Here is a 12673-nt window from a genome sequence, read left to right on the forward strand (position 1 = left end):
GTGGTGCGCCGGGGCGCACCCTACGCGGCGTTTTCCGCCCGCATGAGCGGCACCGCGCGGCGCGGGCGGCTGGGGAAGGCGTGGCGCAGGATGCGCCAGACGACCTGGCCGAACTGGCGCGGCAGCGTGCCGGTGTTGTAGTGCTGACCGTAGCGCGCGCAGATGGCGCGTACTTCGCGGGCGATCTCGGCGTAGCGGTTGGCGGGGATGTCCGGGTAGAAGTGATGCTCGATCTGGTGGCTCAGGTTGCCCGACAGCACGTTGATCAGGAACCCGCCGCGCAGGTTGGACGAGCCGCGCAACTGCCGCAGGTACCAATGGCCGCGCGATTCGTCCTTGATCGATTCCTTCGGGAAGGTTTCGGCATCGGCGGTGAAATGGCCGCAGAAGATGATCACATAGGTCCACACGTTGCGCAGGCCGTTGGCCACCAGGTTGCCCAGCAGCACCGGCAGGAAGAACGGGCCGGCCAGCGCCGGATAGACCACGTAGTCCTTCGCCAACTGGCGCCGCATCTTGCGCACCACCGGCGCGGACTTGATGCGCAGCTGCCTGGTGGTCATCTTGCCGTGCCACCAGCGGCCCAGCTTGAGGTTCTGGATGGCCACGCCCCATTGGAAATACAGCGCGAAGAAGACCGCGATCACCGGTTGCAGCAGGTAGAACGGCTTCCACTTCTGTTCCGGGAAGATGCGCAGCAGGCCATAGCCGATGTCGTCGTCCATGCCGCGCACATTGGTGTAGGTGTGGTGGCGGAAGTTGTGCGTGTAGCGCCAGTTGTCGGCGGTGGCGACGATGTCCCAGTCGTAGGTCTTGCCGTTCAACTGCGGATCGCCCAGCCAGTCGTACTGGCCGTGGATGACGTTGTGGCCCAGCTCCATGTTCTCCAGGATCTTGGCCAGCCCCAGCGCCAATGCGCCGGCCGCCCACAACACCCAGAACAGCCAGCCCATCGCGGTGCCGGCCAGCCACAGCCCGCCGGCGATGGCGGCCGCGAACAGCAGCGCGCGCCCGGCCAGTCCGGTGTACCGCACGGCCTTGACCACGTTGCGGATGTAGCGCGCGTCGCGCGCGCCCAGCGAGGCGACGGTGCGGGCGCGCAGCGCGTCGAGTTCCTCGCCGAAGCGGTCCAGTTCTTCCGCGGTGAGTTTGCGGTTGCGGGCGACGGGAAGAGAGGCGGTCATCAGAGATCCAGTTCCAGGTCGGTGGCGGCGCTGTGGATGCACAGCTTCAGCGCCTGGCTCGGTTCATGCGCCAGCAGGCCGCTGGGCAGGTGACGGGCGGTACCGGCGGACTTGCCGCAGGCGCAGGTGTTGCAGATGCCCATGCGGCAGCCGGACGCGGGCTTCAGGCCCTGCGCTTCCAGCGCGGTGAGCAGCGATTGCCCGCGCGGCACGCGCAGCGTGCGGCCGCTGCGCAGCAGGCGCACATCGACTTCGCCTTCGTCGACGACCGTGACGGGCGGCAGCGTGAACGCTTCGGCCTGGAACGACGCCGCCCGCCCGTCCAGCAGCCCGCGAGCGCTTTCCACGAAACCGCCCGGACCGCAGGCCAGCACCTGCCGGGCGGCAAGGTCGTCCGCAAAGGCGGCGAACGCGGCCTCGCCGATGCGGCCTTCGCCTTCATCGGCGGCGCCGGCGCTTTCGCGCGTCAGCATCAACCGGAAGCGGAAACGCGGGTGCCGCGCCGACAGCGCGCGCAGTTCGTCGAGGAAACAGGCCTCATCGCGCCGGCGCACCCAGTACGTCAGCGCCAGGTCCACCGGCATGCCCTGCCCAGCCAGTTGGCGCACCAGCGCCATCATCGGGGTGATGCCGCTGCCGGCGGCCAGGAGCAGGTAACCGCCCTTGGGCGACGCCGGCAGGGTCATGTCGCCGAACGCCTGTCCCAGCTCGAACACCGTGCCGGGCCTGGCCTCATGGCACAGGTACTGGCTGACGCGACCGCCCTGGATGGCCTTCACGGTGACCGGCAGCAATCCGTCCGCGCGCGGCGGCGCGGTCAGGCTGTAGCTGCGGGTGACCCGCACGCCGTCGATCTCCACGCCCAGGTTGACGTGCTGGCCGGCCCGGTGTCCCGCCCAGTGGCGGTTGGGCTTCAGCAACAGGGTCACGGCGTCGCGGGAAGCGGTCTCGCGACCGACCAGGCGCGCCACCGGACGCTCCCAGGTCCAGCTGCGGTTGAGCCGGGCGGCCCAGAAATCGAAGACATCCGGCTTGACCAGGGGATGGACCAGGCGTTTCAACGGACCGTGCCGGCGACGGCCGGCGGGGCGGACTTGGGCGTTCATGGCGCCACTATACCCATGTGAAGACACTCGTGTATACAACTGTACACTAATCAGGAAGGCTATGATGCCGCCATTCATCCAAGACGCTCTCCGCGTGCCCCCAGCCCCCCACTCCCTGCACGACGACCACGGCCCCGGCCGCAAGGCCACGATCTCCCGCGAGGACCTGCTGGCGGCGGCGCTGAAGCTGCTCGGCCCGCACCGCAGCGTGTCCACGCTGAGCCTGCGCGAAGTGGCGCGCGAGGCCGGGATCGCGCCCAACAGCTTCTACCGCCAGTTCCGCGACATGGACGAACTGGCCGTGGCGCTGATCGACCTGGCCGGCCGTTCGCTGCGCAAGATCATCGGCGAGGCGCGCCACCGCGCCGCCAGCAGCGACCGCAGCGTGGTGCGCGGCTCGGTGGAGGCCTTCATCGAACAGCTGCGCGCCGACGACAAGCTGCTGCACGTGCTGCTGCGCGAGGGCAATGTCGGCTCGGATGCGTTCAAGCACGCGGTGGAACGCGAGCTGCAGTTCTTCGAGGAAGAACTGTGCATCGACCTGGTGCGGCTGGCCGCGCGCGACAACGCCGAACTCCACGAACCGGCGCTGGTCTCCAAGGCGATCACCCGCCTGGTCTTCGCGATGGGCGCCACCGCGATGGACCTGCCGCCGGAGAGGGACGCGGAACTGATCAACCAATTGTCGGAGATGGTGCGCATGATCATCACCGGCTCGCGGGCGATCGCGCGCAGCTGAGACCTGGCATGACTTGTGGGAGCGGCCTCCGGCCGCGAGCGTTCCCTTGGTCCGTCCGGTTCCGCTCAGACCTCCCAGCGGCACCACCAGTACGGGTAGTCACGAAAGTCTTCGACCAGGCCCGCACGAACGGGATTCTGCAGGCAATAGTCAATGCTGGCACGGAAAGCGGCATCGCTCCGGATGCTGCGGTCATGGTAACCAGCCTGCCAAACACGCCCTGATCGTCCCTGCAAGGCGTTGATCGCATGCGCAGTATGGCCCTTGAAAGAATGCATCAACGCAGTCAAGGGAACGTCCATCAGGCTGCCCACGAGGTGCACGTGATCCGGCATGACCACTACCGCGATCAGTTGCCAGCGTCTTTCTCTGTCCAGCCACTTTGCCGACTCCAACACCGTCCATGCTGCACCGGCATGTTCCAGCAACCTGCCACGTCGATGGCAACAGGTGGTCAGCAGGTAAGCGTGGCCGGTTTGGCTGCACCGGCCATTCCTGAGCCGACTGGACGAATAAGACATCGCGATCCTCCATCCAGATCACAGGTGGGATCCGGCCAGAACTCAAGCCACTTCCTTCGGATGCAAGACAGATGATCGATTGGAATCCACGGTGGCGATACAGGGATAATCCTCATGGTCATGTAGGTAAAAGCCACGCTTGTTCGCATGACTCCGGCAGGAGCTCGCGCCGGGACGGCGCTCCCACTCGGCAAGTCCTTTATTCCTTCGGCGTGGCGATCACGGTCGATTCCACACTTGTGTATACGCTTCAGGCAGGCAACGCCCTGTCGAGCATCACTGCGACATCGTCGCTGTCCGGCAGCGTGCCGAAGGCGAGCCCGTGCTCGCCGCCCAGCCGGCTGCGCACGAACAGCGCGGCGGCCGGGCTTTGCGCGCGCAGCAGTACCGCTGCTTGCAGGGCCAGCGCCAACCGTTCGACCAGCAAGCGCGCGCCGCTTTCCGTCGCGGACGCCAGATTGCTCCGCAGGCGTTCCACATGGGCGTCGAACGTGGCATCGCGTCCCGCCGCCGAGGCCAGTTCCGCCAGCACGGCCTGCCCGGAATCGGGCTCGCGCGACAACGCGCGCAGCACGTCCAGGCACTGGATGTTGCCGCTGCCTTCCCAGATGGAATTGAGCGGCGCCTGCCGGTAAAGCCGCGGCAGAATCGATTCCTCCACGTAGCCGGCGCCTCCCAGGCATTCCTGCGCTTCGTTGACGAAGGCCGGCGCGCGCTTGCAGATCCAGTACTTGCCCACCGCGGTGGCGATGCGGGCGAAGGCCGCCTCGGAAGGATCGTCCGCCGACGCATCCACCGCGCGCGCCACCCGCAGCGAGAACGCCAGCGCCGCTTCGGCTTCCAGCGCCAGGTCGGCCAGCACGTTGCGCATCAACGCATGCTCGGCCAGCGATTTCCCGAACGCGACGCGATGGCGCGCATGGTGCAGCGCCTGCGCCAGCGCCATGCGCATCTCGGCGGCGGAACCCAGCATGCAGTCCAGCCGCGTCAGCATCACCATCTCGATGATGGTCGCCACACCGCGGCCTTCCCCGCCCACGCGATGCGCCAGCGCACCGCAGAACTCGACCTCGCTGGACGCGTTGGACCAGTCGCCCAGCTTGTCCTTCAGGCGCATCAGGCGGAACGCGTTCTTGCGTCCGTCCGACAACCGGCGCGGCAGCAGGAAGCAGCTCAGGCCCGCCGGGGCCTGCGCCAGCACCATGAAGCCGTCGCACATCGGTGCGGAGAAGAACCACTTGTGGCCGACCAGCGCATAGCTGCCATCGGCCTGCGGCGTGGCGGTGGTGGCGTTGCGGCGCACGTCCGAACCGCCCTGCTTCTCGGTCATGCCCATGCCCAGGGTGATGCCAGCCTTGCCGGCGATGGGCACCTCGCGCGGATCGTAGTGCGGTGCGGCGGCCTTGTCGGCCCATTCGCGCAATGCGGTTTCGCGGCGCAGCACGGGCACGGCCGCGTGCGTCATCGTCAGCGGGCAACTGGTGCCGGCTTCCACCTGGTGGTGCAGGTAGCTCAGCGCCGCGCGCGCGACATGCGCGCCGGGCGCAGTCTCATGCCAGGAAAGCCCGGCGACGCCATGCGTCTTCGCCGCTTCCATCAACCGGTGATAGGCCGGGTGGAATTCCACCGTGTCGATGCGCTGGCCGAACCGATCGTGCGTCTTCAGGCGCGGCCGGTCGCGGTTGGCGTCGAATCCGATCCGGTACAGCTCGTCGCCCGCCAACGCAGCGTAAGCGGCCAGGCGATCCGCGAACGCGTCCGCGCCTTCGCGCCGCACCGCTTCGCGCAGGACCGCGTCGTCGGCCCACAGGTCGCGCGGTTCGAACGGCGGCGGCTGGTTCTCGACCACGTGCGTTTCAAAAGAAGGAAGATCGTTCATCATCGGCTCCCGCTGCCCATCCCGATTCTCGCGCAATTCCCAACTCACTGTAGGAGCGACGTAAGTCGCGACCGCGCCGCGAGGCAATTCAGGATGCACGATTCCAAACGCGCCGCAGCGCGTCCGGATGGCGAACGATCTTGTCCAGCCGTCATTCTGGCCGCGCGGTCGCGGCTTATGTCGCTCCCACAGGCGGAAGCGCCGGATCGCCAAGCGCCTCCAGGAACTCCGGTTTCAGCGCCAGCTTCCCGAAGAACCCCTGCTGGGTGCCACTGAGCACGCGCAGCATGTGGCCGCGCCCGCCCGGCAGCCTGCCCAGCGGCAGGAAGGCGACATCGCGCGCCCTGGCGACCAGGTCGCGGTCGGACTGGAACAACGGCGTCAGCCAGCGGCTCCAGAACTGGTACACCGCCACATGGGCCTGCCGTTGCCGCTGGTACGCCTGCAGCGCGGCGGGCACGCCGGCCTGCGCACGCAGCGCATCGCGCAGCGCCAGGGCATCCATCAGCGCCATGTTCACGCCCTGCCCCAGTTGCGGGCTCATCGCGTGCGCCGCATCGCCCAGCAGCACCAGCCGGTCGCGGTGCCAGCCGCGCACGCTGACGTCGCGATAGGTCGCGCGCGCCAGTTGCGCGGCATCGACGATGCCGGAAAGACGGGCATCCGCATCGGGCCAGAGCCGCGCGATCTCCTCGCGCCAGACCGGCAGACCGCGCGCTTGCCAGCCGTCGAAATCGCCGGCGGGCAGGCTCCAGAAGAAACTCAGCCGCGGCGTGTCGTCGCCCGGCCGCGTGCCCACCGGCAGCATGCCGATCATCTTGCGCGCCGCCACGTAGCGCTGCCGCAGCTCGTCGCCCCAGCCCCAGTCGCCCTGCGGCACCAGGCACCACAGCGCCCCCCACGGATAGACCGCCTCGCCCTTCACCTGCCGCGTGGCGCCGCGCAGGCGCGAACCGGCGCCATCGGCGGCGATCACCAGGTCGAAGGGGCCATGCCAGCGGCCCCGTGCATCGCGCACACGCCGCGTATCGTCGCCGACCGCCTCGATGGCCTGGCCCGCATGCAGCGCCACCGCGCCGCGCACCGCTTCGTCCAGCAGCGTGAACAGCGCGCCGCGCTGCATGCCCAGGCCGGACAGGCGCGCATCCAGCCCGGCGTAGCGCATGTCCATCACCGCGCGGCCGCACGCTGTCTCGCCATACAACCGGCGCACGCGGCGGCCATGCGCCAGCGCAGTCCCCAGCAGGCCCATTTCCCACAGCACCTGCAGGCCGGTCGGCTGCAGCAGGAATCCCGCTCCCACTGGCCCCGGCGCTGGCGCCTGCTCGAACACCTCCACCCGGTGCCCGTCGCGCGACAGCAGCAAGGCGGCCGCCTGCCCGGCGGTGCCGTAACCGATGATGGCGATGTGCAATGCCTGCATGACGTGTCGGGTCCTTTCCCGGGCGATGGCGCGGCGATGCGCGCGGCACGCCGATGGACGGAGCATCCGCTCCTTGGTAAACGCATGTACCTGAGCGAGGGAGTGCTGGGTCACCGCGTGCGCCGGAGGATCGGAGCCCATAAAAAACCCCGCCGGAGCGGGGTTCAAGAAAATCGTATGGATCAGGCTGCCGGCGTGATGTTGGACGCCTGTGCGCCCTTCGGGCCCTGGGTCAGCTCGTAACTGACGCGCTGGCCTTCCTGCAGGCTGCGGAAGCCCTTGCTGTTGATCGCGGTGTGGTGTGCGAAGACATCGGCGCTGCCATCTTCTGGCGCGATGAATCCGAAGCCCTTGGCGTCGTTGAACCATTTCACGGTACCGTACGGCATAGCGCTTGCGTTTCCTTTTCTGGATGCGGGTGGAATGTGTGACAGGTCGTCACACGCGCCGAGTATGCAAAGCCTGACGCGAGTTGACAATCACCCGCGTGCCAAAGCGCCCACCAGTGCCGGTATGCCGGCCGAGGCCGCGGCCACGTTCGCCAGCACCTCTTCCATGGTGATCTCCTCGTCCGTGCCGCAGCCTGCCGCCCAGTTGGCGACGATGGCCAGACAGGCGTAATCCAGCCCCAGTTCGCGCGCCAGACCGGCTTCCGGCATGCCGGTCATGCCCACCAGATCGCAGCCGTCGCGCAGCATCCGCCGTATCTCGGCCTTGGTCTCCAGACGCGGCCCCTGGGTGGCGCCGTAGCAGCCGCCGTCCACCAGCGCCACGCCGGTGCTCGCGGCGGCGGCGAGGATCCGCTGGCGAAGTAAATGCGTGTACGGATCGCCGAAATCGACGTGCAGCACGTCGCTACCCGGCTCCTCGCAGAGGGTGGAGATACGGCCCCAGGTGTAGTCGATCAACTGGTCCGGGCAGGCCAGCACGCGCGGGCCGAAACGCTCGGTGATGCCGCCCACCGTGTTGAGCGCAAGCACGCGGGTGGCGCCGATGTCCTTCAGCGCCTGCAGGTTGGCGCGGTAGTTGACCTGGTGCGGCGGCACCGAATGGCCTTCGCCATGGCGCGCGAGGAACGCCACCCGCTGTCCATGCAGCGTGCCGATGCGGACCGGACCGGACGGCTTGCCGAAGCGGGTATCCAGGTCGCGCGTTTCCACATCCTGCAGGTCGGCCAGTCTGTAGACGCCGGTGCCGCCGATCACGGCCAGTGCGATGTCATGTTGGGTCATGGGATGGGAATCATAAAATGGGGAATGGGGATGGTGGTCGGGAGGGAAACGCTCCTTTGTAGGAGGGGCTTCAGCCCCGACCGCTTTTCCGCGATTCCCCGGTCGGGGCTGAAGCCCCTCCTACAGGGAAGCGCCATTCTCTGTTCCCGCTTCCGCTCTCTTCATTTCAACGCGTAGATGCCCGGCAGGTTGCGGCCCTGCTCGTGGTAGTCCATGCCGAAACCGAACACGTAGCGGTCCGGCACCTGCAGGCCCACGTAGTCGGCGTGGATGCCCGGCACGCCGCGCGCGTGCAGCTTGGTGGTCAGCGCGGCGATGCGCACGTCGGTGGCGCCCTGCTCCAGGCACCATTGCTTCACCGCCAGCAGCGTGTGGCCCTCGTCGAGGATGTCGTCCACCAGCAGCACGCGGCGGCCGTACAGCGCGGTGGCCGGGCGGTGCTTCCACACCAGTTCGCCGCCGCTGGTCTCGCCGCGGTAGCGGGTGGCGTGCAGGTAGTCGAATTCCAGGTCCAGCCCGCGCGCGCCCAGTTCCAGCGCCAACTGGCCGGAGAACGGCAGCGCGCCATGCATGATGGTCAGGTAGACCGGCACCTCGCCGGCGTAATCGCGCGCGATCGGCGCGGCCATCCCGGCGATGGCGCGGTCGATCGCGGCGCGGTCGACCAGCAGCTCGGCGTTGGCCAGCGCATCGGCCAGCTTCGGCCGCGGATTGCCCATCGTCGTCATCACGCCACTCCCTTCAGGCTGTCGATCACCCGCGTTTGCGCATCGCCGTAGCGCGTGTCGGCGATCAGGCCGTCCCAGCCCAGCGCGCCCCGACCGATCAGGCCGATCACGGCGGCGGTGTTCAGGACGCGTCCTTCCACCGCCTTCAACGATTCCTCCACCTGGGGCGGCTTGCACACCAGCACCACGTCGCAACCCGCATCCAGGTGATCGTGGATGCGCTGCCTGATGCCGCCGGCGGAGAATGCCGCCGCCATGCCGATGTCGTCGGAGAACACCACGCCGCGGAAGCCCATCTCCTGCCGCAGGACCTGCTGGATCCAGAACGGCGAGTAGCCCGCCGGTTCCGGCGCCACCGCCGGATACTTCACGTGGCCCATCATCACCGCATCGGCGCCGGCGTCGATGCCGGCCACGAACGGCACCAGGTCCTCGGCGCACAGCACGTCCAGCGGACGCGGATCGACGGCATCGTCGAAGTGGGTGTCTTCCAGCACCGTGCCGTGGCCCGGGAAGTGCTTCAGCGTGGCGGCCATGCCGACGCTGTGCATGCCGCGCACGTAGGCGCGGGTGAACGCGGCGACGACCTGCGGATCGGCGTCGAACGCACGGTCGCCGATGGCGCGGTTGCCGCGGGCCAGGTCGACGACCGGCGCGAAGCTCAGGTCCACGCCGCTGGCGCGCACTTCGCTGGCCATCAGCCAGGCGTGCTCCTCGGCGCGCTGCAACGCGGCCTGCGGGTCCTGTGCGTACAGTTTGCCGAAGCCTTCCAGCGCCGGCAGCGCGCTGTAGCCGTCGCGGAAGCGCTGCACGCGGCCGCCTTCCTGGTCCACGCAGACCAGTTGCGGGCGCGGCGCGGCTTCGCGGATCGCCTGCGACAGTTCCGCCACCTGCGCACGCGAGGCGAAGTTGCGGGTGAACAGGATCACGCCGGCGACGGCGTCGTGCTGCAGCCAGTCGCGCTCCCGCGCGGTGAGTTCGGTGCCGGCGATGCCGATGACGAGCATTCAGAGGTTTCCTAATGGGATATCGGTGGCGGCGCGTTCTTCGTCCGACCATTGCGCGTAAGGCCGCGACGCCAGGGCCAGATTGTAATAGCGGACGGCGTCGGTGACCTGCTTGCCGGCCCAGGCCGGCTTCACGAAGGCTTCATCGGCGCTTTCCAGTTCGATTTCCGCCACCACCAGGCCGGCGTTGTCGCCCAGGAACTCGTCCACTTCCCAGAGGTGGCCCTGGTGGCGGACGTAATGGCGGCGCTTGTCGACCACCCCGCCCACGCACAGCGCCAGCAGCGCGCGCGCATCGGCCACCGGGATCGGATAGTCGAATTCCTGCCGGGTGTGCCCCAGCTCGCGCGACTTGAGGTTCAGGAACGCCGTATCGCCCTGGATGCGCACCCGCACCGACGCCTTCTGTTCGCCCCGGTCCATCGCGCCCATGTCGTTGATGTAGCCCTGCGCCATCGGCACGACCTCGTGCGCGGATGCGCGCCAGTCGTCGCCGGTCACCAGGAATTTTCGTTCGATTTCTAAAGGCATGGGATTCGAGATTCGAAATTCGGGATTTGGGAAAAGCCTGCCAGCGGGACCACTGGTCGGGGAAGGGAAACATCTTCGAATCTCCAATCCCGAATCCCCAATCACACGCGCTCGAAGAGCGCGATGCTCTCCACATGCGCCGTGTGCGGGAACATGTCCATCACGCCGGCCGACTTCAACGTGTAGCCCTGCTCGTTGACCAGGTAGCCCGCATCCCGCGCCAGCGAACCGGGGTGGCAGCTGACGTAGACGATGCGCTGGAACTGTTTCAGCGGCAGTTGCTGCAGCACCTCGATGGCGCCCGAACGCGGCGGGTCCAGCAGCAGCTTGTCGAAGCCCTGCCGCATCCACGCCGTGCCGCGCTGGTCCCGGGTCAGGTCGGCGGCGTGGAAATGCGCGTTCGCCAGGCCGTTGCGCTGCGCGTTCTCCCGCGCGCGCGCCACCAGCCCGGCCTCGCCTTCCACGCCGACCGCTTCGCCGACCCGCCGCGCCATCGGCAGGGTGAAGTTGCCCAGCCCGCAGAACAGGTCCAGCACCCGGTCCTGCGGCTGCGGGTCGAGCAGTTCGAACGTGCGGGCGATCATCTTCTCGTTCAGGGTCGCGTTGACCTGGATGAAGTCCAGCGGACGGAACGCCAGCTCCACGTTCCACTGCGGCAGCATGAAGGCCAGCCGCGGCGCTTCCGGCCACAGCGGATGCACGCTGTCCACGCCGCCGGGCTGCAGGAAGACGGCGAAGCCATGTTGCCGGCCGAAGGCGATGAGTTTCTCGCGATCGCCCTCCACCAGCGGTTGCAGGTGACGGAACACCAGCGCGATGCCGCTGAACTCGTCGGTGGCATCGCCGGCGATGAACTCGATCTGCGGGATGTCGGCGCGCGCCTGCAGGCTCTCCACCAGTGCCGCCAGCGCCGCGATCCTGCCGCCGATTTCCGGAATGACGGTATGGCATTCGGACAGGTCGGCGACGAAGCGCGGATCCTGCTCGCGGAAACCGACCAGCGTCCTGTCCTTCTTGTTGACCCGGCGCACCGAGAAGCGGCCCTTGCGGCGATAGCCCCAGGCGGCGGCGGTCAGCGGCGGCAGCACGGCCTGTGGCGCGACATGGCCGATGCGTTCCAGGTTCTCCATCAGCACGTGCTGCTTGGCTTCGATCTGCCTGCCTTCGTCCAGGTGCTGCAGCACGCAACCGCCGCAAGTGCCGAAATGCGGGCAGCGCGGCACCACGCGGTCGGGCGAGGCCTCCAGCACGTCCAGCGTGCGGGCTTCGTCGAAGTGGCGGTTCTTCGCGGTCTGCTCGGCCATCACCCGTTCGCCGGGCAGCGCACCGGCGATGAACGTCACCTTCCCGCCTTCGCCCGGCGCCTCGCCGTTGCGGCGGGCGACGCCGCGGCCATCATGGGTCAGGTCGACGATATTGGCTTCGAACGGGGTCTTGTCGATGCGGGGGGAGCGGGTACGGGCCACGTGGCGAAGGCTGCGTGCGATTGCGGGCGCGTATTGTCGCATGGGGCGGAACCGGCAAGCCTCGCGCTGTCCCCGCCCGCGCATGCGGCGGTAAGATGCGGGCGTACCGCAGGAAGCCATCACCATGTCACTCCCCGACGGCATGACGCCACGCCTGTTGCTGGTGGAAGACGACCCGATCAGCCGCGAGTTCCTGGCCGCGGCACTGTCGGCCCTGCCCGCCGCTGTCGAAACCGCCGCCGACTGCGCCGAGGCCACCCGCCTTTCCACCCGTTTCGACCTGTGGCTGATCGACGCCAACCTGCCCGATGGCGATGGCATCGGGCTGCTGCACCGACTGCGCACGGCATCGCCCGGCACCGTCGCGCTGGCGCATACCGCCGATCCATCGCCCCTCCTCCGCGAAACGCTGCTGCGCGCGGGTTTCGCGGACGTGCTGGTGAAGCCGCTGACCGCGGACTCGCTGCGCCGGATCGTCGGCGCTGCGCTGGGATGCGGCATGGACGACACCCCGCCGGCCACCGCATCCGCGGCGACCGCGCTCCCCGACTGGGACGAGGACACCGCGCTGAAGGCATTGGGCGGCCAGCGCGAACATGTCCTGCAACTGCGCAGCCTGTTCCTGGCCGAGCTGCCTTCGGCGCGGCGGGCATGCACGTCGGCATTCGATACGGGCGACCAAACCCGCCTGCGCGATGCGCTGCACAAGCTGCGCGCCAGTTGCGGCTTCGTCGGCGCCGCACGGCTGGCCGATGCGGTGGCGCGCTGGCAGGCCGCGCCCACCTCGGCCCTGCTGCGCGATGAATTCAATGCGGCGGCGGACGCCCTGCAACCGCGGTAGCCTCCCGGCGTTCGCC

13 protein-coding genes are annotated in these 12673 nt (G+C 68.5%); 2 read left to right on the plus strand and 11 right to left on the minus strand.

The window, feature by feature from the left end; all coding sequences use genetic code 11:
* Positions 1 to 20: 20 nt before the first annotated feature.
* Entirely contained in the window at positions 21 to 1184 is a 1164-nt protein-coding gene (locus tag AAD027_RS10870) for a fatty acid desaturase family protein (RefSeq protein ID WP_341726051.1), read from the minus strand.
* Entirely contained in the window at positions 1184 to 2290 is a 1107-nt protein-coding gene (locus tag AAD027_RS10875; RefSeq protein WP_341726052.1) for a ferredoxin reductase, read from the minus strand. The genes AAD027_RS10870 and AAD027_RS10875 overlap by 1 nt, the downstream gene beginning before the upstream one ends.
* Before the next feature lie 64 nt (positions 2291 to 2354).
* On the opposite strand from AAD027_RS10875, the gene fabR reads away from it, so the two are divergent.
* Complete coding sequence (gene fabR, locus AAD027_RS10880; RefSeq protein ID WP_425605438.1) at positions 2355 to 3029, plus strand: HTH-type transcriptional repressor FabR; 675 nt, start codon at positions 2355 to 2357, stop codon at positions 3027 to 3029.
* 65 nt (positions 3030 to 3094) lie between these two features.
* On the opposite strand, the gene AAD027_RS10885 is transcribed toward fabR, so the two are convergent.
* From AAD027_RS10885 to rlmD, 9 genes are all read right to left on the minus strand, one after another.
* A complete protein-coding gene (locus AAD027_RS10885) occupies positions 3095 to 3550 on the minus strand; it encodes an REP-associated tyrosine transposase (protein WP_341726053.1) in 456 nt (151 codons plus the stop codon).
* Positions 3551 to 3800: 250 nt separating this feature from the next.
* Positions 3801 to 5432: an acyl-CoA dehydrogenase family protein gene (locus tag AAD027_RS10890; protein ID WP_341726054.1), complete on the minus strand. Its 1632-nt coding sequence runs from the start codon at positions 5430 to 5432 to the stop codon at positions 3801 to 3803.
* A gap of 172 nt (positions 5433 to 5604) precedes the next feature.
* Positions 5605 to 6852, minus strand: coding sequence for an FAD-dependent oxidoreductase (locus tag AAD027_RS10895; RefSeq protein ID WP_341726055.1), 1248 nt, complete (start codon positions 6850 to 6852; stop codon positions 5605 to 5607).
* Between the two features lie 182 nt (positions 6853 to 7034).
* Positions 7035 to 7241 (minus strand): cold-shock protein, encoded by a 207-nt coding sequence (locus AAD027_RS10900; RefSeq protein WP_055942196.1) that lies wholly within the window; start codon positions 7239 to 7241, stop codon positions 7035 to 7037.
* A 90-nt stretch (positions 7242 to 7331) separates the two neighbouring features.
* Entirely contained in the window at positions 7332 to 8084 is a 753-nt protein-coding gene (locus tag AAD027_RS10905) for an S-methyl-5'-thioinosine phosphorylase (RefSeq protein WP_341726056.1), read from the minus strand.
* Positions 8085 to 8245: 161 nt separating this feature from the next.
* Positions 8246 to 8803 (minus strand): hypoxanthine-guanine phosphoribosyltransferase, encoded by a 558-nt coding sequence (locus AAD027_RS10910; protein WP_425605447.1) that lies wholly within the window; start codon positions 8801 to 8803, stop codon positions 8246 to 8248.
* Between the two features lie 8 nt (positions 8804 to 8811).
* Positions 8812 to 9819, minus strand: a complete 1008-nt coding sequence (nagZ, locus tag AAD027_RS10915) for a beta-N-acetylhexosaminidase (protein WP_341726058.1) — start codon at positions 9817 to 9819, stop codon at positions 8812 to 8814.
* Positions 9820 to 10350, minus strand: a complete 531-nt coding sequence (locus AAD027_RS10920; RefSeq protein WP_341726059.1) for a CYTH domain-containing protein — start codon at positions 10348 to 10350, stop codon at positions 9820 to 9822.
* A 101-nt stretch (positions 10351 to 10451) separates the two neighbouring features.
* Positions 10452 to 11816, minus strand: coding sequence for a 23S rRNA (uracil(1939)-C(5))-methyltransferase RlmD (gene rlmD / locus AAD027_RS10925; RefSeq protein WP_341726060.1), 1365 nt, complete (start codon positions 11814 to 11816; stop codon positions 10452 to 10454).
* A 124-nt stretch (positions 11817 to 11940) separates the two neighbouring features.
* Here rlmD and AAD027_RS10930 point away from each other — a divergent pair, with 124 nt between their 5' ends.
* Positions 11941 to 12657: a response regulator gene (locus AAD027_RS10930; RefSeq protein ID WP_341726061.1), complete on the plus strand. Its 717-nt coding sequence runs from the start codon at positions 11941 to 11943 to the stop codon at positions 12655 to 12657.
* Positions 12658 to 12673: the final 16 nt, after the last annotated feature.

The organism is Pseudoxanthomonas putridarboris (assembly GCF_038321125.1).
Lineage (GTDB): Bacteria > Pseudomonadota > Gammaproteobacteria > Xanthomonadales > Xanthomonadaceae > Pseudoxanthomonas_A > Pseudoxanthomonas_A putridarboris.

Excerpts from the sequence above, each read along its gene's own strand:
- AAD027_RS10870 (WP_341726051.1), bottom strand. The coding sequence starts at position 1,184 with ATGACCGCCTCTCTTCCCGTCGCCCGCAACCGCAAACTCACCGCGGAA.
- AAD027_RS10875 (WP_341726052.1), bottom strand. The coding sequence starts at position 2,290 with ATGAACGCCCAAGTCCGCCCCGCCGGCCGTCGCCGGCACGGTCCGTTG.
- fabR (WP_425605438.1), top strand. The coding sequence starts at position 2,355 with ATGCCGCCATTCATCCAAGACGCTCTCCGCGTGCCCCCAGCCCCCCAC.
- AAD027_RS10885 (WP_341726053.1), bottom strand. The coding sequence starts at position 3,550 with ATGTCTTATTCGTCCAGTCGGCTCAGGAATGGCCGGTGCAGCCAAACC.
- AAD027_RS10890 (WP_341726054.1), bottom strand. The coding sequence starts at position 5,432 with ATGATGAACGATCTTCCTTCTTTTGAAACGCACGTGGTCGAGAACCAG.
- AAD027_RS10895 (WP_341726055.1), bottom strand. The coding sequence starts at position 6,852 with ATGCAGGCATTGCACATCGCCATCATCGGTTACGGCACCGCCGGGCAG.
- AAD027_RS10900 (WP_055942196.1), bottom strand. The coding sequence starts at position 7,241 with ATGCCGTACGGTACCGTGAAATGGTTCAACGACGCCAAGGGCTTCGGA.
- AAD027_RS10905 (WP_341726056.1), bottom strand. The coding sequence starts at position 8,084 with ATGACCCAACATGACATCGCACTGGCCGTGATCGGCGGCACCGGCGTC.
- AAD027_RS10910 (WP_425605447.1), bottom strand. The coding sequence starts at position 8,803 with ATGGGCAATCCGCGGCCGAAGCTGGCCGATGCGCTGGCCAACGCCGAG.
- nagZ (WP_341726058.1), bottom strand. The coding sequence starts at position 9,819 with ATGCTCGTCATCGGCATCGCCGGCACCGAACTCACCGCGCGGGAGCGC.
- AAD027_RS10920 (WP_341726059.1), bottom strand. The coding sequence starts at position 10,350 with ATGCCTTTAGAAATCGAACGAAAATTCCTGGTGACCGGCGACGACTGG.
- AAD027_RS10930 (WP_341726061.1), top strand. The coding sequence starts at position 11,941 with ATGTCACTCCCCGACGGCATGACGCCACGCCTGTTGCTGGTGGAAGAC.